The organism is Amycolatopsis sp. NPDC052450, from assembly GCF_044547565.1.
Lineage (GTDB): Bacteria > Actinomycetota > Actinomycetes > Mycobacteriales > Pseudonocardiaceae > Amycolatopsis.
Genome location: NZ_JBIUAQ010000002.1, coordinates 92,711 through 116,609 on the forward strand (window position 1 = coordinate 92,711; position 23,899 = coordinate 116,609).

At 68.5% G+C, this 23,899-nt stretch carries 17 protein-coding genes; 12 read left to right on the top strand and 5 right to left on the bottom strand.

What is annotated here, in order from left to right:
* Nucleotides 1-56: 56 nt before the first annotated feature.
* The 3 genes from ACIHAO_RS05300 (at nt 57) to ACIHAO_RS05310 (ending at nt 2,707) form a co-directional block, all read left to right on the top strand.
* Entirely contained in the window at nt 57-1,037 is a 981-nt protein-coding gene (locus tag ACIHAO_RS05300) for a LacI family DNA-binding transcriptional regulator (RefSeq protein WP_396554881.1), read from the top strand.
* Nucleotides 1,038-1,370: 333 nt separating this feature from the next.
* On the top strand, nt 1,371-1,952 hold the full coding sequence (locus ACIHAO_RS05305; RefSeq protein WP_396554882.1) for a DNA-binding protein: 582 nt from the start codon (nt 1,371-1,373) through the stop codon (nt 1,950-1,952).
* A 98-nt stretch (nt 1,953-2,050) separates the two neighbouring features.
* A complete protein-coding gene (locus tag ACIHAO_RS05310) occupies nt 2,051-2,707 on the top strand; it encodes an RES family NAD+ phosphorylase (RefSeq protein ID WP_007028108.1) in 657 nt (218 codons plus the stop codon).
* Between the two features lie 956 nt (nt 2,708-3,663).
* Here ACIHAO_RS05310 and ACIHAO_RS05315 read toward each other — a convergent pair.
* The gene (locus ACIHAO_RS05315; RefSeq protein ID WP_396554883.1) at nt 3,664-5,625 is read right to left on the bottom strand and encodes a S9 family peptidase; all 1,962 of its coding nucleotides are present in this window, start codon (nt 5,623-5,625) and stop codon (nt 3,664-3,666) included.
* A gap of 30 nt (nt 5,626-5,655) precedes the next feature.
* Nucleotides 5,656-6,630 (bottom strand): TerC family protein, encoded by a 975-nt coding sequence (locus ACIHAO_RS05320; protein ID WP_125795347.1) that lies wholly within the window; start codon nt 6,628-6,630, stop codon nt 5,656-5,658.
* A 318-nt stretch (nt 6,631-6,948) separates the two neighbouring features.
* On the opposite strand from ACIHAO_RS05320, the gene ACIHAO_RS05325 reads away from it, so the two are divergent.
* The 5 genes from ACIHAO_RS05325 to ACIHAO_RS05345 all read left to right on the top strand — a co-directional run bounded on the left by ACIHAO_RS05325 (nt 6,949) and on the right by ACIHAO_RS05345 (nt 13,948).
* The gene (locus ACIHAO_RS05325) at nt 6,949-9,858 is read left to right on the top strand and encodes an alpha/beta fold hydrolase (RefSeq protein WP_396554884.1); all 2,910 of its coding nucleotides are present in this window, start codon (nt 6,949-6,951) and stop codon (nt 9,856-9,858) included.
* The gene (locus tag ACIHAO_RS05330) at nt 9,851-10,810 is read left to right on the top strand and encodes an ABC transporter permease (protein ID WP_199746595.1); all 960 of its coding nucleotides are present in this window, start codon (nt 9,851-9,853) and stop codon (nt 10,808-10,810) included. Before ACIHAO_RS05325 ends, ACIHAO_RS05330 begins: the two co-directional genes overlap by 8 nt.
* 257 nt (nt 10,811-11,067) lie before the next feature.
* On the top strand, nt 11,068-11,490 hold the full coding sequence (locus ACIHAO_RS05335) for a hypothetical protein (RefSeq protein WP_125783180.1): 423 nt from the start codon (nt 11,068-11,070) through the stop codon (nt 11,488-11,490).
* Nucleotides 11,491-11,677: 187 nt separating this feature from the next.
* Nucleotides 11,678-12,448: an enoyl-CoA hydratase/isomerase family protein gene (locus ACIHAO_RS05340; RefSeq protein ID WP_396554885.1), complete on the top strand. Its 771-nt coding sequence runs from the start codon at nt 11,678-11,680 to the stop codon at nt 12,446-12,448.
* Nucleotides 12,449-12,538: 90 nt separating this feature from the next.
* Nucleotides 12,539-13,948 carry a S28 family serine protease gene (locus ACIHAO_RS05345; RefSeq protein WP_396554886.1) on the top strand — a complete coding sequence of 470 codons (1,410 nt, stop codon included), beginning with the start codon at nt 12,539-12,541 and terminating at the stop codon, nt 13,946-13,948.
* 767 nt (nt 13,949-14,715) lie between these two features.
* Here the strand turns inward: ACIHAO_RS05345 and uvrB are convergent.
* Entirely contained in the window at nt 14,716-16,872 is a 2,157-nt protein-coding gene (gene uvrB / locus ACIHAO_RS05350) for an excinuclease ABC subunit UvrB (protein WP_396554887.1), read from the bottom strand.
* Nucleotides 16,873-16,923: 51 nt separating this feature from the next.
* The gene (locus tag ACIHAO_RS05355; protein ID WP_396554888.1) at nt 16,924-18,207 is read right to left on the bottom strand and encodes a DUF5685 family protein; all 1,284 of its coding nucleotides are present in this window, start codon (nt 18,205-18,207) and stop codon (nt 16,924-16,926) included.
* Nucleotides 18,208-18,349: 142 nt separating this feature from the next.
* Between ACIHAO_RS05355 and ACIHAO_RS05360 the strand changes: the two genes are divergently transcribed.
* The 3 genes from ACIHAO_RS05360 (at nt 18,350) to ACIHAO_RS05370 (ending at nt 22,147) form a co-directional block, all read left to right on the top strand.
* Complete coding sequence (locus ACIHAO_RS05360) at nt 18,350-18,865, top strand: DUF402 domain-containing protein (protein WP_396554889.1); 516 nt, start codon at nt 18,350-18,352, stop codon at nt 18,863-18,865.
* A gap of 139 nt (nt 18,866-19,004) precedes the next feature.
* The gene (locus ACIHAO_RS05365) at nt 19,005-20,537 is read left to right on the top strand and encodes a glycosyltransferase family 39 protein (protein ID WP_396554890.1); all 1,533 of its coding nucleotides are present in this window, start codon (nt 19,005-19,007) and stop codon (nt 20,535-20,537) included.
* Between the two features lie 89 nt (nt 20,538-20,626).
* Nucleotides 20,627-22,147, top strand: coding sequence for an ArnT family glycosyltransferase (locus ACIHAO_RS05370; protein ID WP_396555374.1), 1,521 nt, complete (start codon nt 20,627-20,629; stop codon nt 22,145-22,147).
* Nucleotides 22,148-22,154: 7 nt separating this feature from the next.
* On the opposite strand, the gene coaE is transcribed toward ACIHAO_RS05370, so the two are convergent.
* Complete coding sequence (coaE, locus tag ACIHAO_RS05375; protein ID WP_396554891.1) at nt 22,155-23,339, bottom strand: dephospho-CoA kinase; 1,185 nt, start codon at nt 23,337-23,339, stop codon at nt 22,155-22,157.
* A 196-nt stretch (nt 23,340-23,535) separates the two neighbouring features.
* Here coaE and ACIHAO_RS05380 point away from each other — a divergent pair, with 196 nt between their 5' ends.
* Nucleotides 23,536-23,760 (top strand): hypothetical protein, encoded by a 225-nt coding sequence (locus tag ACIHAO_RS05380; protein ID WP_396554892.1) that lies wholly within the window; start codon nt 23,536-23,538, stop codon nt 23,758-23,760.
* Nucleotides 23,761-23,899: the final 139 nt, after the last annotated feature.

A 23,899-nucleotide genomic window follows, 5' to 3' on the forward strand; every position in this document is an offset into this window, starting at 1 on the left:
CCAAGCTATTCTTCCCGTGCGAAGGTGTCAACACACCTGCAGAAGGGGAGGTCACGGTGGCCACCATCAACGACGTGGCGGCGAAGGCCGGGGTTTCGACGGCGACCGTGTCGAGAACGCTCAACGGGAAGTCCACTGTGGACCCGGTGCTCGCGGCACGGGTGCAGGCGGCCGCCGCGGAATTGGGCTATCACCCGAACGGGCTCGCGAGGAATCTGCGCCGTCAGGAGACCGCGGTGCTCGCGCTCATCATCTCCGACGTGGAGAACCCGTTCTTCACCGCGATCGCCCGCGGCGTGGAGGACATCGCGCAGACCGCGGGCTATTCGGTGGTGCTGTGCAACGCCGACGACAACGAGGAGAAGGAGCGTCGCTACATCGACGTCGCCCTCCAGGAGCGGGTCGCCGGCGTGGTGCTCTCCCCCACCGGCCGGGCCACCAACGTCGACCGGCTGACCGAGCGCGGCACGCCCGTGGTCGCCGTCGACCGGCCGCTGCTGAAGAACACCGGCGACCAGGTACTGGTCGACACCCGGCTGGCCGCCCGCGACGCCACGCGACACCTGATCGACGGCGGGTACCGGCGCGTCGCCTGTGTCAGCGGACCGGCCGGGGTGCGCACGGCCGAAGACCGGCTGGCGGGCTACACCGACGCCGTCGGCGAGGAGAACGCCCTCACCCGGCGGGCCGAATTCCGCGCCGAGGGCGGCAGGCTCGCCGCGCTCAGCCTGCTCGACGAACCCGAGCCGCCGGACGCGCTGCTGGTCGGCAACAGCACGATGGCGATCGGTGTTCTCGAGGCGTTGGCCGCACGCGGCCTGCGCTCGGGACAGGACGTGGGGATCGTGTCGTTCGACGACGCTCCGTGGACGACCCTGATCGACCCGCCGCTGACGGTGGTCGCCCAGCCCGCGAACGAGGTGGGCAAGGTCGCCGCCGAACTGCTGCTCGCCCGGATCGGCGACAGCACGCGCAAGGCCACGACGACCACGCTGCAGGCGAAGCTGATCGTGCGCCGGAGTTCACGGCGCGACTGAGACCGGAGATCCCGCTGCACGACGTGCCTGGGCGACCGGTTCGCACCGGCCGCCCAGGAACGCCCCACCCCCTTGTTCCCCCAAGCCGGCCCCACACCAGCCGGGTTCTCCGAAGCGGTGGGAAGAAATCGTTTACCTTCCGGACGGTAAATTCCTACTTACGACCTGTCAAGCCGAAGCCCTGGACAAGCTCACCCGACCCGGGCAGACTATGGCGACATTGCCTACTGCGCGTGTTTGATTCCGTGCACTCTGTGTTCATCTCTGGTGAATTCCCCCACGAAACCGAGATGAGACCGCACGAACCCGCACAGACGCGTTACCCTAGGCGCTATGTCGATAGCGCTCGAGAACGTTCTCGCCAAGGCGGGCCTCAAGGTCGACGCCAACGAGTTCCTGACCCTCGTCGAGGACGCGGCGCGGAGGCTGACCCCACCGAACCCCGATCCGTCGCACTATTTCTCGGCAGACCAGCGTGCCGCGCTCACCGACGTCGGACTGGACCTCTCCCCGCGCGACGAGGCCGAGCCGGACTTCCGCGCCCGCACGGTCGCCGCGCACGCCGTGCTCGCCGATTCGGCGCTGAGCGTGCTGGAGGCGGCGAAAGCACTCGGCGTGGACGACAGCCGCATCAGGCACCGTCTGAAGGAGGGCAGGCTCACCGGCTGGAAGGACCAGGGCTGGCGTTTGCCCGCCTGGCAGTTCGCCGGCTCCGGGGTGCTGCCCGGCCTGGAGGTCGTGCTGCGCGCCGTCCCCGAGGACCAGCCCGCGCTCGTCGTCGCCGCGTTCATGAGCACCCCGCAGGCCGATCTGGTGATCAACGACCATCCCGCCACCCCGCGCCAATGGCTCCTCTCCGGTGGCGATCCCGAGCACGTCGCCAAGCTGGTGGCCATGCTGGGGTCGCCGTTCTAAGGTGTTTTGCCCGACGACGGAAAATTTCAGTCGGGGGTAGGCCGTAGGCTGACCCCACCGAGCAAGATCACCCGACAAGGACGGACGACTCCCGAGGTATGGCCCGGCTCCCCCTGCCGCCCGCACGCTCTGTCCTGGTCAAGGAGCTGCACCGCACCAACGACGTGGTGACGGTGCACCCCGGCACCAGGCTGGTCAGGATCTTCACCGCGCACGGCAACCACCCCCAGCAGTGGAACTCGTTCCGCTACAGCGGCCCGCTCCCGCACGGCCGCTTCGACCCGCAGACCCCCGGTCGCGGCGGTCGCCCGGTCACCGACCCCGGGAACGGCGTCCTGTACTTCGGCCTCACCGTGCGCACGAGCATCGCGGAGGTCTTCCAGACCACGTCGACGGTCGACCGCAAATCCCGCGGCCCGCGCCTGGTCGTCGTGCGGCCGACCCGCACGCTGCGGCTGCTCGACCTCGCCGGCCTGTGGCCGACCCGCGTCGGCGCCTCACAGGAGATCTCCAGCGGCCCGAAGAAGATCACCCAAGCCTGGGCGCGTGCCATCCGCGCCGCCTTCGGCGACCTCGACGGTGTCTGGTACCGATCGTCCATGGACTCCGGCGGCCCCGCGCTCGCGCTGTGGGACCCGCCCGCCGGGAACTCGCTGCCGGTCGCGCCGGACGTGCTGCTCCCGCTGGACCATCCGGGGCTCGACGTCCCGCTGGGCCGGGTGTGCGAAGAGCTGAACTACACGCTTCTCAGCTGACCCCTCGTGGTCTCGGTGGTCAAGTATGTGGCGAGTGACGATTCGGACCTGCTTGGACGCCGGCCATGACTCGCATGACGGCTATTGAGGGCAAGTCGAACATGGCTTGCCAGGTTCGACGGCGGCGACTCGTGAGTGAGCCACGACCCTCCTTGACTATCCACAAAGGACGCTTCCCGAGACGCGGGTGCCCGAATTGGGCTAGGTGCGCGATTTCGAGAGGGGGTCGCGAGTGGTGTTTCGGGGTTAGAGCCCGAACATGTCTTAGGTTCCTACGTGGTTGAGGCTGCGGTTGATGCCAGGCCTCGGACTCGGTAATCGCCACGTACGCCCCACAGACACCAGCAGTCACAGCGACTGCGCGTGAAGGGCCCCCTTTCCTCGGCTGAGCCGAGGAAACTCGACCTTCACACCTTCTCCCAGTACCTGAAGGACTCCAGTCAGGCGCTCGCGTGAGTTGTCGCAGTTCGTGGGTATGTCGTGAAGGGCCGTGGGAAGCGCCGAAGAGCAGGGAAGGGGGCCTTCACGCGCAGAACCCCAGTACATGAAGGACCCCATTCTTGCGCCTAGGTACAGGAAGGGGTCCTTCATGTACTTCAAACCCGGCATCACGCAAGAAACGTCGCAGGTCACACAGTAGGTACCTAAAGGACGCTCGCCAGAATCCTCATTGCCACTCACGACCCCTCACCCAACCGCACATATAGGCCCTGATCGGACACTCGCCTACCGGCGGGCATCCTTTGTGGATAGTCGAGGAGTGGCTGGGCTTCGTCAACCAGCCCGTACTCGCACCGCGAAGGTCCCCTGCCACCGAGCCAGCGAAGCTGGCCTCGCAACAGAGACCCGGTCACGCGACTTTGCAGACCCCTGGCCGACCCCACTGCAATGAAGGGGCCTTTCATAGCAAATTTTGCTATGAAAGGCCCCTTCATTGCACTACAGGGACCGAAAGATCAGAGGTGCCGCCCCCACCACTCCAGTACGGCGTCGAACCGCTGCACCCGGTGCCGCGGCAGCCCCGAACGCGTGAGTTCGTGCCCCTCGCCGGGGAACAGCAGGAACTCGGCCGGGACGCCGTTCTGCCGCAGTGCCACGTACATCCGCTGCGCCTGCTCCAGCGGGCATCGCCAGTCCTGCTCGGAGTGCGCGACCATGAACGGGATGTCGATCTTCCCCGCGTAGGTCAGCGGGCTGCGCTTGCGCTGCTCGTCGAGGTCGTCGCCGACGTAACCCCCGGCGAAGAACCAGCCGATGTCGGAACTGCCGACGAACGAGTCCCAGGCGTTGACCGCGCGCTCGCTCCACGCGGCGCGGAACCGGCCGCCGTGGTGCGCGGCGAGCCAGCTGGTCATGAAACCGCCGTACGAGCCGCCCATGACGCCGACGCGATCACTGTCCAGATTGGACATCTTCAGCGCTTCGTCCAGCAGTGCCAGCAGATCGTCGGCGTCCACGGTGCCGAAGCCGTGGACGATGCTCCGGCCGTGGCTTTCGCCGTAGCCCGCGGAACCGCGCGGGTTCCCCAGGACGACGGCGTAGCCCGCTTCCGCGAGCACCTGTGCCTCGTCGAAGACCTTCCATTCGTAGGGCGCGAACGGTCCACCGTGGACCATGAGGACCACGGGATGCGGCCCGTCGCCCTCGGGCCGGACGATCCAGCCGTGCACCGGGTAGCCGTCGGGCGCGGTGGTGTCCAGTTCCTCCAGCGGCAGGATCCCGGTGTCCCGCAACGTCTTCGAGTAGTCGGTGAGCACGCGGGGGCCCTCGTCCGACAGCAGCACGACGTCACCGGAGCTCTCGGGAGTCCCGATCACCGCGACGATCCGCGTGCCGTCGACGGCGAACGATTTCACCGCAGCGCGCTCGCCCGCCAGGTAGCGCAACGACTTCAGCTCGGCGAGCTCGGCGTCAAGGGGAACGGCGTGCAGTTCGGCGGCGCCACGGGTGCGGACCACGACGAGGACCTCGTCACCGAGGACGACCGGAGGGCTGGCCGCGCTGTCGCAGTCCACCGTTTCGACGTCGGTCAGCCGCCGCGCGGGCGAGGGCTCAGCACCGGAAGGCCACGGCGCGTGCCAGAGCCCGGTGTTGCGGGCGACGTCCTCCAGACCGGGGAATTCGGTGCCGTAGAACAGGATCGAACCGTCCGGGGCGACGACCGGCCGGTCCGCGGTGCCTGGGGTCCGGACCAGCAGCCGGGGTTCACCACCACCGGCGGGCACGGCGTAGACGTCCGTACGAACGGTGTCTTCGGCGGCCCAGTCGCGCGGCGCGGTGATCAGGACGTGCTCGCCGTCGACCGTCCACGAGGGATGGTCGACGTCGGCGCGGTCGTCGGTCAGCGGGGTGAGCTCGGCGGGCGCCTCCTCGTCCAACGCGGCGACCGCGTCCACGACGAACAGACGCTGTGGACGGTCGTTGAGGAAGCCGGCGTCGTCGACCCGGTAGAAGAGATTCGTGATGTGCCGCGGCGCTTCTTCGCCCGGCTCCGGCGTTTCGCCGTCCGCGTTCTCCGTGCCGTAGCGGCCCGGCTCTGGCACGCGGGCCACGAAGGCGATCCGGCGGGAATCGGGTGCCCAGACCGGGGCACTCGCGCTGAGGGGAAGGTCGGTGATCCGCTTCGCGTCACCCCCGGCCGCGGGGATCACGTGCACCTGCGGCTTGGCAGCGCGCCCGGACCCCTCCCCCGCGCGGAGGAAGGCGACCCACCGGCCGTCCGGGGAGATGGCGGGTGCGGAGTCCTTGGTCCCGTGGGTCCAAGGCCCTTCCCCGCCGCCGCCCTGGTCGACCCTGCGCAGGCCGCCGCGGTAGCTGTTCGTCTTCAGATCAGGCCTGCTCACCGCGGTGAGCAGCAGGTCGCCGCGCAACGCGGGGATGCCGGGGACCGTCAGGGCTTCGATGTCAACGGGACGCACGGCCCCGACGGTACCCGATCCTTAGCAGCTCTAACTACTGATTGAAGAGTCCTGCTCAGCGGCTTCCAGCTTCTTCGCCTTCGAGAGGCTGGCCACCGTGGTCACCGTCAGGACCACGACGATGACGCCCAGCGAGACCCAGTTGTTGATGTCCAGCCAGTCCGGCACCACGTGGTACTCGTGCAGCGCGTGCAGGAACAGCTTGGCGCCGATGAAGGCGAGGATCACCGCGAGGCCGTAGGACAGGTACACCAGCTTGGTGACCAGGCCACCGAGCAGGAAGTACAGCTGGCGCAGGCCCATCAGCGCGAACGCGTTGGCGGTGAAGACCAGGAATGCCTCCTGCGTGATGCCGAAGATCGCCGGGATCGAGTCGACGGCGAACAGCAGGTCCGCGCTGCCGATCGCGACGATCACCAGGAACATCGGGGTGATCCAGCGCTTGCCGTCCTTCTTCACGAAGGACTTGTGCCCGTGCCACTCGTTGGTGACCGGGAAGAGCTTGCGTACCCAGCGGGTGAGCGCGTTCTCCTCGTATTCCTCTTCTTCGTCCTTGTTGCGGACCATGCTGATCGCGGTCCAGATGAGGATGGCGCCGAAGAGGAAGAAGACCCAGACGAACTGCGCGATCAGCGCGGCGCCCACGGCGATGAACACACTGCGCATGGCGAGCGCGAGCAGGATGCCGATCAGCAGCACCCGGTGCTGGTGGATCGCGGGTACCTTGAACGACGTCATGATGATCATGAAGATGAACAGGTTGTCGACGCTCAGCGAGTACTCGGTGATGTACCCGGTGAAGAACTCGACACCCGAGTCGTGCCCCGCGAAGACCCAGACACCGATGCCGAACGCGACGGCGACGGCGATGTAGAAGATGACCCACCGGGCGGCTTCGCCCGTGGTGACCTCATGCGGCTTGCGATCGACGATGACCAGGTCGAGTGCGATCAACGCGAGCAGACCGCCGACCGTGGCGATCCATAGCCACAGGGGAACAGACATGTAACCAACCCTCCGGAAAGTGCACAGCAGCAACTAACCGGAGGTCTCTTCCGCCGGTGTGAAACCGGCCGACGGTGCCGGGGGCCTATGAAGACCACCGTGCTGACGACACCGCCGCGAAGGAATACTCCCCTCACAGCCGGTCTAGTTTGACCTGTCTGTACGCATGACGCCAGTTAAGGTTGCCCTTGTCACCAAGATGATGGCGTAACTCCCGTCACATCCATCTCTTCTCCCACCTCGGATACCCGTTCTGGTGACGACCTAACGTCACGCTTGTGTGGTCCGTGTGTGCCGGGGAAGCGACTCTCAGGTTCGGTGAAATACGGTCATTCCGTGCCCCGAATCCCGCTCCCTCGTACGCGAGGCGCGAAGCTCATCGCGCTCGCCGCGGTCGTGGTGGTCCTGGCCGCCGCGGCCGTCGTGTGGACGAACAGCGAACCCGCCCCGTCCGCGGTCAAAACCCAGGAAGCGACCCTCGACCTGCCCGAAACCCCGGGTTCGTCCGAAGTCGTCAAGATCGACACGACCATGTACCTCCCCGAGCAGACACCCGCCCCTGCCGTCCTGCTCGCCCACGGTTTCGGCGGTGACAAGAACAGTGTCGCCACCGAGGCCCGCGAACTCGCCGAAAAGGGCTTCGTCGTGCTCGCCTGGTCCGCGCGCGGCTTCGGCCGCAGCACCGGGAAGATCGCGCTGAACGACCCCGACCGTGAGGTCGCCGACGCCAGGAAGCTGATCGACAGCCTGGCCGCGCGGCCCGAGGTCCTCAGCGAGAACGGCGACCCGAAGGTGGCCGTGTCCGGCGCTTCGTACGGCGGCGCGCTTTCGCTGCTGCTCGCCGGGACCGACAAGCGGGTCGACGCGATCGCGCCGGTGATCACCTACAACGATCTCGCGCAGGGACTCTTCCCGAACGCCGCCTCGGCCTCGCCGCCGGCCGCCACCACCCCGGCCGCCGGCGCGTTCACCGCCGACGGCGTCTTCAAGAAGTCGTGGGCTGGCATCTTCTTCTCCGCCGGTTCCGGCGCGGCGCAGAGCGGCTCCCCCGCGAACGACGCCCCGGAAGCCGGTGACGAGACGAGTGAATCCGGCGCGGCACAGGGCACGGGCGCGGCGGCTGCCGCGGCGCAGTCCCTGCCGCTCGGCGGCCCGAACGGCCAGCGGCCGCCGTCCGGCCCCGCCGACCCTTGTGGACGGTTCACCGCCGACGTCTGCCAGGCCTACACCGAGCTCGCCACCACCGGCAAAGCGAGCCAAAAGACCGTCGACCTGCTCCGCCGCGTCTCCCCCGCGTCCGTGACGGACAAGATCACCGTGCCGACCCTGCTGGTGCAGGGCGAAAGCGACACCTTGTTCGGGTTGGACCAGTCCGACGCGACCGCCCGGCAGATCAGCGCGGCCGGCGGCAAGGTCCGCACGATCTGGTACACCGGTGGCCACGACGGCGGGAAACCGGGACAGAAGCTGCGCGCGCAGATCGCCGACTTCCTCAAGTTCTCGCTCACCGGCCAGGGCACCGACCCCGGCACCGGGTTCAGCTACGACATCCAGGGGACCCTGCGGGCCAACGGCGCCCCTTCGGTCCGGACCGTCACCGCCCCGGCGTACCCGGGAGCCACCGGCGAAGCCACCGAACGGCGGCCGTTCACCTTGGCCGGCCCGGCCCAGCCGGTCGTCCGGCCCGCCGGAGGGAATCCCGCCGCGGTCAGCGGGATCCCCGGACTGAACGGGGCGGTGGCGGGTTCGTCCCGGCTGTCCGGACTGTTCAGCCTGGACCCGCCGGGCCAGGCCGCGCAGTTCGCGACGCCGCCGCTCGACGCGCAGACGATCGTGGCCGGTTCGTCCACGGTCCGGCTGCGGGTCTCCGCGGACCCGTCCGCCGCGGCACCGCAGAAGGAAGCCGTCCTGTTCGCGAAGCTCTACGACGTCAACTCGGAAGGCGTCCGCGCGCTTCCGGCCAACGCCGTCGCACCCTTCCGCGTTTCGGGGTTGCCCGCCGACGGCAGTCCGGTCGAGGTGACGGTGACCCTGCCGGGCATCGTGCGGCCGCTCGAAGCCGGGCACACGCTCCGGTTGGTCGTCGGCACGACGGACCAGGCGTTCTCGACACCGGTCGAGCCCGCTGTGTTCCGCATCGAACTGGCGGACGGCGGGCAGCTCGGCGTCCCGGTCGTCCCCGGCAACTCGGTCGGTGCGCCGGCTCCCGTCGCACAACTGCTCGGGATCGGCGGCGCACTGCTCGCGGGCATCGCGATCACGGTGATCGCCGCGTTCCGCCGCCGCCGTGCCCACGACGTCGACGAGAGCCTGGCGAAGACGCCGCTGGTGATCGAAGGTCTCCACAAGGCCTACGCGGGCGGTTTCGTCGCGGTGAAGGATCTGTCCTTCCGGGTCGAACCCGGCCAGGTGCTCGGCCTGCTCGGGCCGAACGGCGCGGGCAAGACGACGACCCTGCGCATGCTGATGGGGCTCATCACGCCGACCGCGGGCACCATCCGCGTCTTCGGCCACCTGATCGCGCCCGGCGCGCCGGTGCTGTCCCGGATCGGGTCCTTTGTGGAGGGTTCGGGTTTCCTGCCGCATCTGTCCGGCAAGGAGAACCTGGAGCTGTACTGGGCGAGCACGGGCAGGCCGAGGGAGAAGGCGCACTTCGCCGAGGCACTGGAGATCGCCGGGCTCGGTGACGCGGTGAACCGGCGGGTCCGCACCTACAGCCAGGGCATGCGGCAGCGGCTCGCGATCGCGCAGGCGATGCTCGGCCTGCCGGAGCTCATGGTGCTCGACGAACCGACCAACGGACTCGACCCGCCACAGATCCACCAGATGCGCGAGGTGCTCCAGCGCTACGCGGCGACCGGACGCACCGTGGTGGTCTCGAGCCACCTGCTGGCCGAAGTCGAGCAGACCTGTACGCACGTGGTCGTGATGCACCGCGGCATGCTGGTCGCCTCGGGTGAGGTCGGCGAACTGGCCGCGTCCAGCGGTGAAGCGACGTTCCGCGTCGACAAGCCCGCCGAAGCGGCCGAAGCGCTGCGGAAGGTCGGCGGTGTTTCCGGTGTCGACGTCGACGGCGAACTGGTCCACGCGGATCTCGACGGTTTCGCGCGCGCCGAGGCGGTCGCCGCCCTGGTGCGGGCCGGCGTCGCGGTCGAGCAGGCCGGACCCCGGCGCCGTCTGGAAGACGCGTTCCTGCAGCTGGTCGGAGAGGACTCGAAGGGTGAGTAAGACCAATGGTTCCGGCCCGGCGACCCGGGTGGATCACGGCGTGCACACCGATCCGGCGGCACTGCTGGAGCTGACCGAGGTCGCGTCGCACGAACCGACCGAGGTCGGGCCGGACGGGGCGGTGGCGGGTTACCGCGCCGACCGGACGCTGCGGCTCGGCGTCGAACTGAAACGTCAGCTCAAACGCCGCCGGACCCAGTTCATGCTCGGGTTCGTCGCGCTGCTGCCGTTCATCCTGGTGATCGCGTTCGAGATCGGGCAGGCCAACCCGAACCGCCGCAGCGGCGGCTTCGTCGACCTCGCCACCGCGAGCGCGCCGAACTTCGTGGTGCTCGCGCTGTTCGTCTCCGGGACGTTCCTGCTCCCGATGATCGTGGCGTTGTTCTACGGCGACACGATCGCGAGCGAGGCGTCGTGGTCGAGCCTGAAGTACCTGCTCGCGATGCCGGTCCCCCGGCATCGGGTGCTGCGGCAGAAGGCGATCGTCTCCGGCATCCTCTCCGCGGTCGCGCTGATCCTGTTGCCGCTGGTGTCGCTGGTGGTCGGCGTCGTCTGGTACGGCGCGGGCGACGCGATCAGCCCGACCGGCGACGCGGTGTCGTTCGGCGACAGCCTCGTGGCCATGGGGCTGGCGACGATCTACATCATCCTGCAGCTGGCGTGGGTGGCCGGGCTGGCGATGCTGCTCTCGGTCGCCACCGACGCCCCGCTGGGCGCCGTCGGCGGTGCGGTGATCGTGGCGATCGTTTCGCAGATCCTCGACCAGATCACCGCCCTCGAAGGGCTGCGAGACTATCTGCCGACGCATTTCGCGTTCTCGTGGATGGACCTGATCTCGACCGACATCGACTGGACGAACATGGCCAACGGCATGTTGTCGGCGGCGTTGTACGGCACGGTGTTCTTCCTCCTCGCCGGCCGCCGGTTCGCGACGAAGGACATCACCAGCTGAGAGCGTTTCCGCACCGGAAAAGCACCGGGGTCCACCGGGAAGACGAAAACCTCTTCCCAGGTGGGCCCCGGTTTTCACTGGCCGTGGCGACCTTCACCCATTAGCGCCGGTAACCGGTGTTTCATGCGCATGAGAACATCGATTTTCCGATCATCGACTCATTGGGTGAAAACCTCGCTTTCATCTTCGGAGACCTCCGGGAAATCCTTATCTTCAGTGAAAGGTGCCGACGCGAGAAGAAAGCGGGGACTCACGCCATGACCCAGTCGATCGAGATCCCGGTCCAGGAATTCTCTCTTGATTGGACGATGAGCTCCGGCAAGGGCGGCCGGGTCGGCTTCGCCGTCTCGGGCCAGGTGACACTCCTCGACAACAAGCGGTTCTACAAGATCGACGGGGTCCTCTACATCTCCGAGGGCAGCGCCTACTGCCGCGACATCGGCAACCCGCATCTGTTCGTGCGCCGCAACGGCGTCGAGGAGAGCGGCAGGCAGTGGGGCTGGGAGACCATCTGCAACCGCAAGTCCAGCAGCAGGCTCTGCGCGATGGACGCGTACTTCGTCCGCACCGGCTACTGGGCGCCCGCGGACCGGGCCATCCAGCTGAGCATCGGCGCCGAGACCGGCTGGAACCGCAAGCGGTCCTACAGCCCGACCATCACCGTGCGCCTCGCGGACTGAGAACGGGTCCTCGAACTGGGTTGGCCGGTCAGGTGAGGGCACGCGCGCGCGTTTCTCTTCGGCCGGAGGCCTCGGGTTTGCGGAGGCGGGCCGCTGCCCGGCTGCGGAAACCCGAAAGCGCGCCTGAGAGACACAGACTGAGAACGGGTCCACTGTAGATCTCCGCCCGCTCCGGTACGGTCGGCCCATGGTCACCTCCTCGATCCAAGTGGACGACGAAGGCGGGATCGCCGTCGTCACCCTGCGGCACGGCAAGGCGAACACCCTCGACACCGAGTTCTGCCAGGAACTGGCCCTCCGGCTCGAAGACGTACAGCTCGGCGGGTATCGCGGTGTCGTCTTGACCGGTACCGGCGGCATCTTCTCGGCGGGGGTCGACCTGCGGCGAGTGCACGACGGCGGCGCGCACTATCTCGAAGCCTTCCTGCCCGCGCTGTCGGACGCCTTCCTCTCGGTGTTCGGCTTCCCCGGTCCGGTGGTCGCGGCCGTCAACGGCCACGCGATCGCCGGCGGGGCGGTGCTCGCCGCCGCCTGCGACCGCCGGATCCTCGCCGACGGTCCGAGCCGGGTCGGGATCACCGAGTTGCTGGTCGGTGTGCCGTTCCCGTTGGCGGCGCTGGAGATCCTGCGCTCCGGGTTCGGCGCGGACGTCCTCGCCGAACTCGCGTTCCTCGGCGAAACACACCTTCCCGAGGACGCGCTCCGGCTCGGCCTGGTGAACGAGGTGACCGCGCCCGAGAACGTCGTCGAGCGGGCGGTGGAGGTGGCCAAGAAGCTCGCCGAGATCCCCGCGGCCGCGTACGCGCACACGAAGGCGCAGCTGCACCGGCCGTTCCACGAGCGGATCGCCGAACACCGCACCGGCGACGACGCCCACGTCCTCGAACTGTGGAGCTCCCCCGAAGCGCTCGCGGCCATCAAGGCCTACGTGGACCGGGTGCTCGGCGGCCGGGCCTGATCTTCAGGCTCGACCGGATAGGCGATTGCCCACCGGCGGCGACTCTGTGAGTATCCGACCGCTCAACAGGTCCCGATGGGGAGGGCATGGATGCGGAAGCTCACGGCCGCGTGGTCGGTTCTGGCGATCACCGTTCTCGCACTGGCCGGGCTCACCCCGGCCGCGCAGGCGGCACCCGAGGACGTCAAAGACGCGTTGGGCCGGATCCCCGGCCTGACCGTCGTCTCGGAGAATCCGGCGCCGACCGGGTACCGGTTCTTCAAACTCACCTACACCCAGCCGGTCGACCACCGCAAGCCCGGCCGCGGCAGCTTCCAGCAGCGATTCACCTTGCTGCACAAGGAATTCCGCTCGCCGACCGTGGTGTACACGAGCGGGTACAACGTCTCGCAATCGCCCAACCGCTCGGAGCCGACCCAGCTCGTCGACGGCAACCAGCTGTCGATGGAATACCGGTTCTTCACCCCCTCGCGACCGGAACATCCGGACTGGGGCAAGCAGCTGACGATCTGGCAGGCCGCCGCCGACCAGCACCGCGCCGTCGAGGCGTTCAAGCGGATCTATCCGGGCAAGTGGCTCGCGACCGGCGGCAGCAAGGGCGGCATGACGGCGACCTACTTCCGTAGGTTTTTCCCGGACGACGTCGACGCGACGATCCCGTACGTCGCACCCAACGACGTCATCAACTCGCACGATCGCTACAACCGGTTCCTGGCAGGCGTCGGCGACGATCCGGCCTGCCGTTCGGCGCTGAAGGCGATCCAGCGTGACGTGCTGACCCGGCGTTCGGAGTTCGCGGCACTCGCCGCCGCCGACGCGGCCAAGAACGGCTACACGTTCAAGACCGTCGGCTCGGCCGATGTGTCGCTGGAGATCTCGGTGATCGACTCGTACTTCGCCTTCTGGCAGTACCAGAAGCAGGCGGACTGCGCGGCGATCCCGAAGGCCGGGGCTCCGGCGGCCGAGGTCTACGCCTGGTTCGAGCGCGTCGAGAGTCTCAACACCTACTCCGACCAGAACCTCGAAATCTATATCCCCTATTACTTCCAGGCTTCCTACCAGCTCGGCGCCCCCGAGTCCTATGAAGGCTATCTCCGGGATCTGCTGCGCTACCCGGGCTCCAACGTGTCACGGACGTTCGTGCCGAAGTCCGTCGACATCCCGCGGTTCGACCACCTGGCGATGCCGGACATCGACTTCTGGGTGAAGTCGCAGGGAAAGCGGCTGATGTTCGTCTACGGCGGGAACGACCCGTGGGGTGCCGAACCGTTCCGGCTCGGCTTCGGCACGAAGGATTCCTACAGCTACACGGTGGAGGGCGGGAACCACGGCGCCCGGATCTCGCAGCTTCCCGCGGCTCAGGCCGCGGAGGCGACGAACACCGTACGGCGCTGGGCCGGACTGCCTCCGGTTTCGCCCGGCGTGACCACCCGTTCGGCGCCCGCCGGCTTCCCGGACTTCGACGCCGACCTGACCATGCTGGAACGCCGCCGCCTCTGACCGGCCGTCGTGAGCGGTAAGGACGGTTAGAACCAAGGTGGCTTAGGTACCTACTGCCGGTGCGCGGGCGGCGGTTTCGCGTGACTGGACGGACGACACGCGTGATCAGACGGACGACACGCGTGATCGGACAGACGACTCGTGGCGAAACCCTGCCGCGGTCGTGTCGTCCGTCCAGTCACACGTGTCGTCCGCCGGATCACGCGTGTCGGCCGGTCAGTCACGTGACATCGCCGGTCAAGTCTCGTGAGTGACAGGGACGGTTCTGGCGAGCCTCCTCGTAGGTACCTACTGCGTGACCTGCGGCGCTTCTTGCGTGATGCCAGGTTTGAAGTACATGAAGGACCCCTTCACTGCGCTAGGCGCAAGGAAGGGGTCCTTCATGTACTGGGCTTCACGCGCTGTCGTTGTAGCGGCCAAGGCTCACGGTGGCGTTCCGGCCAGCCCGCGGCAGCCGGGCCGTGAACCCGGTCCACCCGCCGTAAACACCTGAACTCGAATCGCCACCCACGAGACACGAGGAGGAGCGGGCGGCTACTTCAGCGCTCCCGACCGCCCGACGTCGAACTCTCATGTCGTGAAGGGTCCCTTTGAGACCTTCAACGTCTCAAAGAGACCCTTCACGACATCCCCGCGATCGCGAAAACTCACGTGAGCGCCCGACTGGAGACCTTCACGGACCGGGCCCGGCATCAACCGCAGCCTCAACCACGTAGATACCTAAGACATCTGGCCCTAACCGTCCCTACCACTCACGAGCCGTGCGGCTACTTGATGCCGGCCGCGTCCATCCCGCGCAGTTCCTTCTTGAGGTCGGAGACCTCGTCACGCAGCCGGGCGGCCAGTTCGAACTGCAGGTCGCGTGCGGCCTGCATCATCTGGTCGGTCATCTGCTGGATGAGGTCGGCCAGTTCGGCGCGCGGCATCCCGGCGACGTTCTTGTCGGCGAGCATCCCGGAGCTGCGCACGCGATCGCCCTGCTCAGGCTTCTTGCCGCGTGAGGCGTTCCGGCCCGAACCGCCGACGGCGACGGATTCCGTGTCCTCGGCTTCGCTGTAAACGCGGTCGAGGATGTCGGCGATCTTCTTCCGCAGCGGCTGCGGATCGACACCGCGCTCCTCGTTGTAGGCGACCTGCTTGGCGCGGCGGCGATCGGTCTCGTCGATGGCGTGCTGCATCGAGTCGGTGATCTTGTCCGCGTACATGTGCACCTCGCCCGACACGTTTCGCGCCGCGCGGCCGATCGTCTGGATCAGCGACGTGCCGCTGCGGAGGAAGCCCTCCTTGTCCGCGTCGAGGATCGCGACCAGCGAGACCTCGGGCAGGTCGAGACCTTCACGGAGCAGGTTGATGCCGACCAGCACGTCGTAATCGCCCGCGCGCAGCTGCCGCAGCAGCTCGATCCGGCGCAACGTGTCGACCTCGGAGTGCAGGTACCGCACCCGGATGCCCAGCTCCAGCAGGTAGTCGGTGAGGTCCTCGGACATCTTCTTGGTGAGCGTGGTGACCAGGACGCGCTCGTCCTTCTCCGCCCGGTCGCGGATCTCGTGCACCAGGTCGTCGATCTGGCCTTCGGTGGGCTTCACGACCACCTTCGGGTCGATCAGGCCGGTGGGCCGGATGACCTGCTCGACGAACTCGCCACCGGCCTGCCCCATCTCGTACGGCCCCGGCGTCGCCGACAGGTACACCGTCTGCCCGATCCGGTCGCTGAACTCCTCCCAGGTCAGCGGCCGGTTGTCGACCGCGCTGGGCAGCCGGAACCCGAACTCGACCAGGTTCCGCTTCCGTGACATGTCGCCTTCGTACATGCCGCCGATCTGCGGGACGGTCTGGTGCGATTCGTCGATGACCAGCAGGAAGTCGTCCGGGAAGTAGTCGATGAGGGTGGCCGGCGCGGTCCCCGCGCCGCGGCCGTCGATATGCCGCGAATAGTTCTCGATCCCGGAGCAGAAGCCGACCTGGCGCATCATCTCGATGTCGTACGCGGTGCGCATCCGCAGCCGCTGGGCCTCGAGCAGCTTGCCCTGCTTCTCCAGCTCGGCCAGCCGCTGTTCCAGCTCGGCTTCGATGCCGTGGATGGCCTTCTCCATCCGCTCCGGGCCCGCGACGTAGTGCGTGGCCGGGAAGATGCGGACCTCGTCGACCTCTTTCACGATGTCGCCGGTGAGCGGGTGCAGGTAGTACAGCTTCTCGATCTCGTCGCCGAAGAACTCGACGCGGATCGCCAGCTCCTCGTACGCCGGGATGATCTCGACCGTGTCGCCGCGGGCGCGGAAGGTGCCGCGCGCGAAGGCGATGTCGTTGCGGGTGTACTGCACGTCCACCAGCGCGCGGAGGAAGACGTCCCGGTCGAGCTGTTCGCCGACCTTCAGCTTCGAGGACCGGTCCAGATACGACTGGGGCGTGCCGAGGCCGTAGATGCACGAGACACTCGCGACCACGATGACGTCGCGCCGCGACAGCAGGTTCATCGTCGCCGAGTGCCGCAGCCGCTCGACGTCGTCGTTGATCGACGAGTCCTTCTCGATGTAGGTGTCCGTCTGCGCGATGTACGCCTCGGGCTGGTAGTAGTCGTAATAGCTGACGAAGTATTCGACCGCGTTGTGCGGGAACAACTCCCTCAGTTCGTTCGCCAGCTGCGCGGCCAGCGTCTTGTTCGGCGCCATCACCAGCGTCGGACGCTGGACGCGCTCGATCAGCCAGGCCGTCGTCGCCGACTTGCCGGTACCCGTGGCGCCGAGCAGGACGATGTCCTTCTCGCCCGCGTTGACCCGGCGTTCGAGCTCGTCGATGGCCGCCGGCTGGTCACCGGCGGGCTTGTAGTCACTGACGACCTCGAACCGGCCGCCGGTCCGGGGGATGTCGGTGACAGGCCGGTGGTCCGAGTGGGCGAGTACGGGGTGTTCGGTTGCGAAAGCCACGTCCTCAAGAGTAGGCGCTGGGTCCGACAGTTTTCGTTTCGCCTGGTCGGATCAGCAGGAACAGTCACAGCAGTTGCAGCAGTCACAACCGTCACAGTTGTTGCACCAGGCCTCGTGTGGCTTCCCGCTCCACGCCCCGGGGAACGGGTCCCGGCAGCAGAACTGGCACGAACAGCACATGTAGGTCGCCACCGCGCAACCGAAGAAGAACCCCCTCGGCTGAGCGGGCACCCGGAACTTCGGCGTCCAGCAGCAACCGCCCTGACCGTCGGTCGGGGCGCCGCCGTGCTTCCGCTTCTTCTTCGGCGGTTCCTGCGGCGGGCCTCCACCACCGGGAGCGCCCGGCGGCGGAGGCGGCGGCTGGTAGCCGCCCTGCGGGTACTGCTGGGGCGGATAGGGCTGGTGGGGGTGCTGCTGAGGCTGGGGGCCGGGCCCGATCCAGCCCGGCGGCGGCTGCTGCGGACCGTGGCCGTGGCCGGTGAGGTTGTGCCCGAAAGCGCGCCGCACCGCCTGCCGCAGTTCGTGCACCAGCAGCGCGTGCACCAGCTTGGGCTGATCGAACCTCACCTCGCGAAGGGCGAGTTCGACGCCGAGCACGGCGTCGTCGCACAGCCGCCGAGCCTCGGCGAGCCCGGTCCCGGTGGCCGTCAGCGGGTTCCACGCGCCGGCGGCCTCGTCCTCGGCGAGGTCCTCGACGGCGTCGAGCAGATGCGCGGCCCTGCCGAACAGGCGTCCGGCCTCGGCCAGCGGCGCGGCGTTCTCCGGGCGGCCCGCCAGCACGGCGGTGTGGGCGAACGCGGCCGCCGTCGCCAGTTCGGCGGGTTCGGTGGCGAGGACGGCCGAATCACCGAGGCGGACGGCGTTTTCGATCTCGGCCTGCCGGTCGACCGCCTCGGTCAGGACCGCCGTGTCGAATCCGACCCGGATGCCCGTGCGGCTCCCCTGATCCGCCCATCGCGTCGCGACTCGCCTCGCGGCGAGGGCGACGGAACGCCGCGCGAAGGCACCGTCACGGTCCTCGACGTGGTCACTGATCTTGGCCGACGCCAACACCAGGGAGACCGCCGCCGCGAGCTGGGCTCCGCCGCCCTTCGCGACCGACGTCCCCTTCATCGCGCGAAGCGGGCAAGGGCCGGCGTCGCGCCGTCCCTCCGCACGCGGCGACTGGGCTTCGACGAGCGCCGAGATGATCAAGCCGTCATAGTTCGTCACCATTCGGGCGAGTTGTCCGTGTTCGTCGCGCAGCGCCAGGCAAAGGCCGCACAGGTGGGCGAGCCAGTCCGCGTGCAGACCCGCGGAAAGCCGGTGGCGGCACGGCCTGATGATCCCGAACATACTTTGACTCCCACTCACCCTTATGGCGGAACCAGCGCACCTTATCCGGCCGTGCGGCGCTACTCCCCCGGAACCGCGAAACCGTGATCGTCCACCCGGTTGGGCGGTGTTCGCGGGCGTCGGCGCCTTCCAAGATGGGCGCATGACCGCGCTGCACCCGCCCAAGGTCGAGTACTTCGACCCGGCCGCGAAGACCAACACCGACCCCAAGGGCGTCGTGAGGGACGTCGATGAATACCGCGAAGAGCCCTTCGGCCTCTATATGGCGCGGCCTGCCCCTGGGCGGCGGCAGTTCCACTACATCGAGTCCTGGCTGCTGCCGGAACTCGGCCTCCGGATCACCGATTTCTGGTTCAACCCCGGCCACGAACGCGATCAGGACTTCTATCTCGACGTCGTCGACGTCCGCCGCGAGGGCGGCGTCTGGGTCGCCACCGATCTCTATCTGGACCTCGTCCTGCGGGACAAGAAATCCGTCCAGGTGATCGACACCGACGAACTCCTCGCCGCGGTCACCGGCGGGCTGCTCTCCCCCGCCGACGGCGAACGCGCGCTCGGGGTCAGTCACACGACCGTCGACGGGCTGGCCACCCACGGCCACGACCTGCGCGACTGGCTGTCCACAAAGGACATCACGCTCGGCTGGCGACGGCACTGACCGGCCGTCATCCATCGTTCGGTTGATTCCGCCTCATCCCTTCGGTGAGCGGATCCCGACCGGCCGGCGGATTCCCGGGAAGCCGCCCACGCGGGACTCTCGATCACGGGTGAAACCGATCGAGAGGGGGCGGATACCCGTGGTCATCGAGACCGAGGGACTCCGGGAACGGTCCGGTGAGCGGGAACGCGCGGAAGTCGCGCCGTTCGCCAGGGCACCGGTGCTGGCGATCGCCGGGGCGATGGGGGCGGTACTCGCGGCGACGGCCGGCCGCTACGGCTACTTCGGCGACGAACTGTACTTCCTGGCGGCCGGCAGGCATCTGGACTGGGGGTATGCCGACCAGCCGCCGTTGTTGCCGCTCCTGGCGCGACTGATGGACACGTTCGGCGCCGATTCGCCCTTCGTCCTGCGGATCCCGGCGATGCTGGCGATGGTCGCCGGCGTCGTGCTCACCGCCTTGATCGCCAGGGAACTCGGCGGCGGACGCAAGGCGCAGATGATCGCGGCGGCGGCCTTCGCGGTGTCCCTCCAGATGCTGGGCACCGGGCACTACCTGGCGACCAGCACGATCGACCCGTTCCTGTGGACGCTGCTGCTGTGGCTGCTCGTCCGATGGGTACGGATCCGCGCGGACGGGCTCCTGGTCTGGAGCGGCGTGGCGACCGGATTCGCACTCAACACGAAGTTCCTCATCGGGGCGTTCTGGGCCGTCGCGCTGGTCGCCGCGGTGGCGTTCGGTCCCCGCGATCTCCTCCGCCGTCCGGCGCTCTGGCTCGGAGCGCTGATCGCCGCCGCGATGATCGCGCCCACCCTCGTGTGGCAGGCGGCCAACGGCTGGCCACAGCTGACGATGGGCGCGGCGATCTCCCGAGAGGTCTCGGCAGGCTGGGGCGGGCGGGCCACGTTCGTCCCGACCCTGGTGATGAGCGCGGGAGTGCCGATCGGGATGGTCCTGGTCTGCTACGGGCTGTGGAGGCTGCTGCGCTCCGAACGCCTGCGGCCGTACCGGTTCCTGGGGTGGACGGCGCTCGGCGTACTCGCGGTGTTCCTGGTGGCGAACGGCCGTTACTACTACGCGGCGGGGATGTTCGCCCCGCTGTTCGCCGCCGCGGCGGTGGAGATCGAAGCGGGCCGCGCGTCGAAGTACTGGCGCTGGATCGCCACCTGGCCGGTGTATCTGGTGGCGGCGGTGATCGCGATCCCACAGGCGCTTCCGATCCTCCCGCGGTCGGCCATGGCGACCGCACCGGAATGGGTGCGGCCGGTCTTCGCCGACGAGGAGATCGGCTGGCGGGAGATCACGGAGTCGGTGGCACAGGCGTACCGGGCCGTTCCCGATCCACCCCATACGGGCATCATCGCGGCGAGGTACTGGCAGGCCAGTGCGATCGACCACTATGGACCGGAGCTCGGACTTCCATCGCCGTCGAGTCCGAACCGCGGCTACGTGACGCTGCCGGGGCCGCCGGAATCGGCACGCGACATCCTGTTCGTCGGGAACGACCCTTCGGGACTTGTGCCGTACTTCACGCGAGTGCGCGAGGTCGGCGCGCTCGACAACCGGGCCGGGATCCGGAACGTGAGCCAGGGCATGAAGATCTGGCTGGCCACCGGCCGGAACGGGCCATGGGACACGATATGGCCGAAGCTCGCGGACTGGGGCTTCTGAGCCTCGCCGGTCCTCTCGCGACCGACGCGCCACGTCGGTGGCACGTAAGGTGCGAGAGGACCGGCACCCGAGTGATCTGCGAGGACTGGATGGAAGCCGCCCACGCGGCCGAAACACCGACCGTGTCCGGCGCGGCGTTCGCCCGGCTCCCGGTGGCGTTGCTCGCCGCCGCGGCCGCGGCCGCCCTGCTGGCGACGGCGTGGCGATACGGCTACTTCGGCGACGAACTGTACTTCCTCTCGGCCGGCAAGAGGCTGGCTTGGGGTTACGCCGACCAGCCGCCGGTGCTCCCGTTCCTGGCGCTGGCGATGGATTCGCTCGCATCGGGCAACGTCTTCGTCTTCCGGCTCCCCGCTGTCCTCGCGACGGCCGCCGGTGTGGTGTTCACCGGGCTCATCGCCTACGAGATGGGCGGGGACCGCCGGGCGCAGACCCGCGCCGCCGCCGCGTACGCGATCTGCGGACAGTTCCTCGGCAGCGGGCACTACCTGGCCACCTCGACGATCGACCCGGCCCTGTGGGCGCTGATCGTGTGGCTGCTGGTGCGGTGGATGCGGACGCGCGACGACAACCTGTTGCTGTGGCTGGGCGTCGCGACCGCCGTCGCGCTCAACGTCAAGCTCCTCGTCGCGACGTTCTGGGTCGCCGCCGGGATCGCGATCCTGCTCTTCGGACCGCGGGATTTCTTGCGCAGGCCCAAACTCTGGATCGGCGCGGGTATCGCCGCGCTCTCCCTCGTACCGACCCTCTGGTGGCAGGCCGCGAACGGCTGGCCGCAACTGGAGATGGGCGACGTCATCGCCCACGAGACCACCGGCGGCTGGAGCGGCCGCGCCGGCTTCCTGCCCGCCCTGCTGACCGGCGCCGGGCTCGGCATCGGCGTCGTCGGCGTCCTTTATGGACTCTGGGTCCTGCTGTTCTCGGCGAGGATGCGCGAGTTCCGTTTCCTCGGCTGGACCGCCGTCGGCGTGATCGCGCTCTTCATCCTGTCCAACGGCCGGTACTACTACGCGGCGGGCATGTTCGGCGTCCTCTGGGCGGGTGCGGCCGTCCATTTCGGACAGTTGACGCCGTCCCGATGGTTCCGCTGGGTCCCGACCTGGCCGGTGTTCCTGCTTTCCGCGCTGTACACCCTCCCCTACGCGTTGCCGGTGTGGCCCGCAGCCTGGCTCGCGGAAGGCAGGAACGTACCGCGCCCGGCGTACGCGCTGGAGGAGATCGGCTGGCCGGATCTCGCCCGTTCGGTCGCGGACGCCTATCACCGGCTCCCGCCGGAACAGCGGGAGCGCACCACACTCGTCACGGCCGGGTACTGGCAGGCCGGAGCGCTGGACCGGTACGGCGCCGACTACGGGCTGCCCGCCGTGTACAGCCCCAGCCGGGGTTTCTGGTACTTCGGGCATCCGCCGGAGACCGCGGACAGCGTCCTGTTCGTCGGGCCCGATCCGGCGCGGCTGCTGCGTTCGTTCACCGACGCCCGCATCGTCGCCCGCGTGGACAACGCCGCCGGTGTCCGCAACGTGAGCCGCGGGATGCCGATTTGGCTGGTCACCGGCCACACCGAAGCCTGGGCGACGGCGTGGCCGGGCCTGCGGGAATTCCGGGTTTGACCAGGGCTTACGGAGTCCAGCCGGTCGACTCGGCCCAGGCGTCTGCCCGCGCGAAGGCCGCGTCGACCCAGAACTGCTTCTCATCGGTGTACTGCTCGACCGTCCCGTCGCCGGCGTGCTTCGCGGCCATGGCGTTCTTGACCGCGGCGTAGGCGTCGCGTTCGTCCGGGTTCCGCCGCAGCCATTCCGGGAACAGCAGTGCGAGCCGCCAGGCCGGTGTCTCCTGGGAGCGGACGTGCAGGTTGACCGGGCGGCGCGGATCGCCACCGAAGTGAAACCGCTTCGGCCAAGTCCCCTCTTCGCCGTGCGCGTCGTCGAACCATTCGCCTTCCGCGCGCGGGAATCCGGCGTCGGACAGCCGTTCGGCCAGCTCGTCGGCCTTGTCCAAAGTGGACACCGTCAGCTGGAGGTCGAGGATGTCCTTGGCGGGCAGCCCCGGCACGGAGGTCGAACCGATGTGATCGACCCGCACGGCGTCGTCACCGGCCACCACACGGATCCGCGCGAGCGCCCGCTCGGCCTGCGCCGGCCATGTCTCGTCGTACGGCGCGATCTTCGGCGACATCGGCGCACGCGGCTTGCGAAGCCGTACGTTCGCCTCGAACGGAGTCAGCCTGTCCGCCCACAACGCGTCGACGTCGGCGAGCACGATGTCGGGCGCCCCGCTGTTGTCGAACCAGACGTCGGCCACGGCCCGGCGCTGATCGGTCGTCGCCTGCGCCTTGATCCGGGCACGCGCGTCGGTCTCGGCCATGCCCCGCGCCTCGACCAGACGGCGGACGCGGACCTCCTCCGGCGCGTCGACCATGACGACGAGGTGGTACATCGGCGCGAGGCCGCCTTCGACCAGCAGCGGGATGTCGTGGACGATGATCGCGTCCGGCGCCGCTGCCGCCATCAACTCCGCGGTCCTGGCGCCGACCCTCGGGTGGACGATCGAGTTCAGCCGCTTGCGGGACTCCTCGTCGGCGAACGCCTTGGCGGCGAGCGCGGCCCGATCCAGCGAACCGTCGGAGGCGAGGATGTCTTCGCCGAACGCCTCGACGAGCTCGGCGAGTCCCGGCGTCCCCGGCTCGACGACTTCCCTGGCGATCTTGTCGGAATCGATGAGGACGGCGCCGTGCTCGGAAAGCCGGTTCGCCACCGTCGATTTTCCGGCGCCGATTCCGCCGGTCAGGCCCACACGCAGCATGCGGTCAGCCTAGTGGCGCGGCCAGCGCCGACCGCTCAGGGTCACGGAACGGCCACGCCGGGCACAGCCGGATACAAAACGCAAGTTCATAGTGACGCGTTACACGACCTTTATGGGTGACACGCCGGGCGGTTACGCGGCTTCGGGAGCTTGATTGCGTACCGTGCGCGGCGAAGGTAGCCCACACGGAGGAAAGATGGCAGACGGCAAGCACGTCGGAAGGCACCGGCTCGGAACGCCGGGGCTGGTGCACTGTGTCCTCCATCGTCCCGTGGCCGAGGCCCTCGCCGAATATCGGCGCACGTGGCTGAGCGCGCTCCTGGTCCCGGCCAAGCACAGCTTCGCCGGACTCCGTCGCAGGGCGCGCGCCGCCGCGCTCGACCGCGTCTGGGTGCCGGCCGTCCGGCCCGCCACCTCCTGATCTTTCACGCAATTCGGCACCTGGTTGCGATCCTTGCGCGCGCAAGGATCGCAACCAGGTGCCGAATTGCGTAAGAAAGCGGCCCCGGTCCGTGGAGGACCGGGGCCGCTTTCTGTCAGCTACTGGCTGAGCGCCTGGA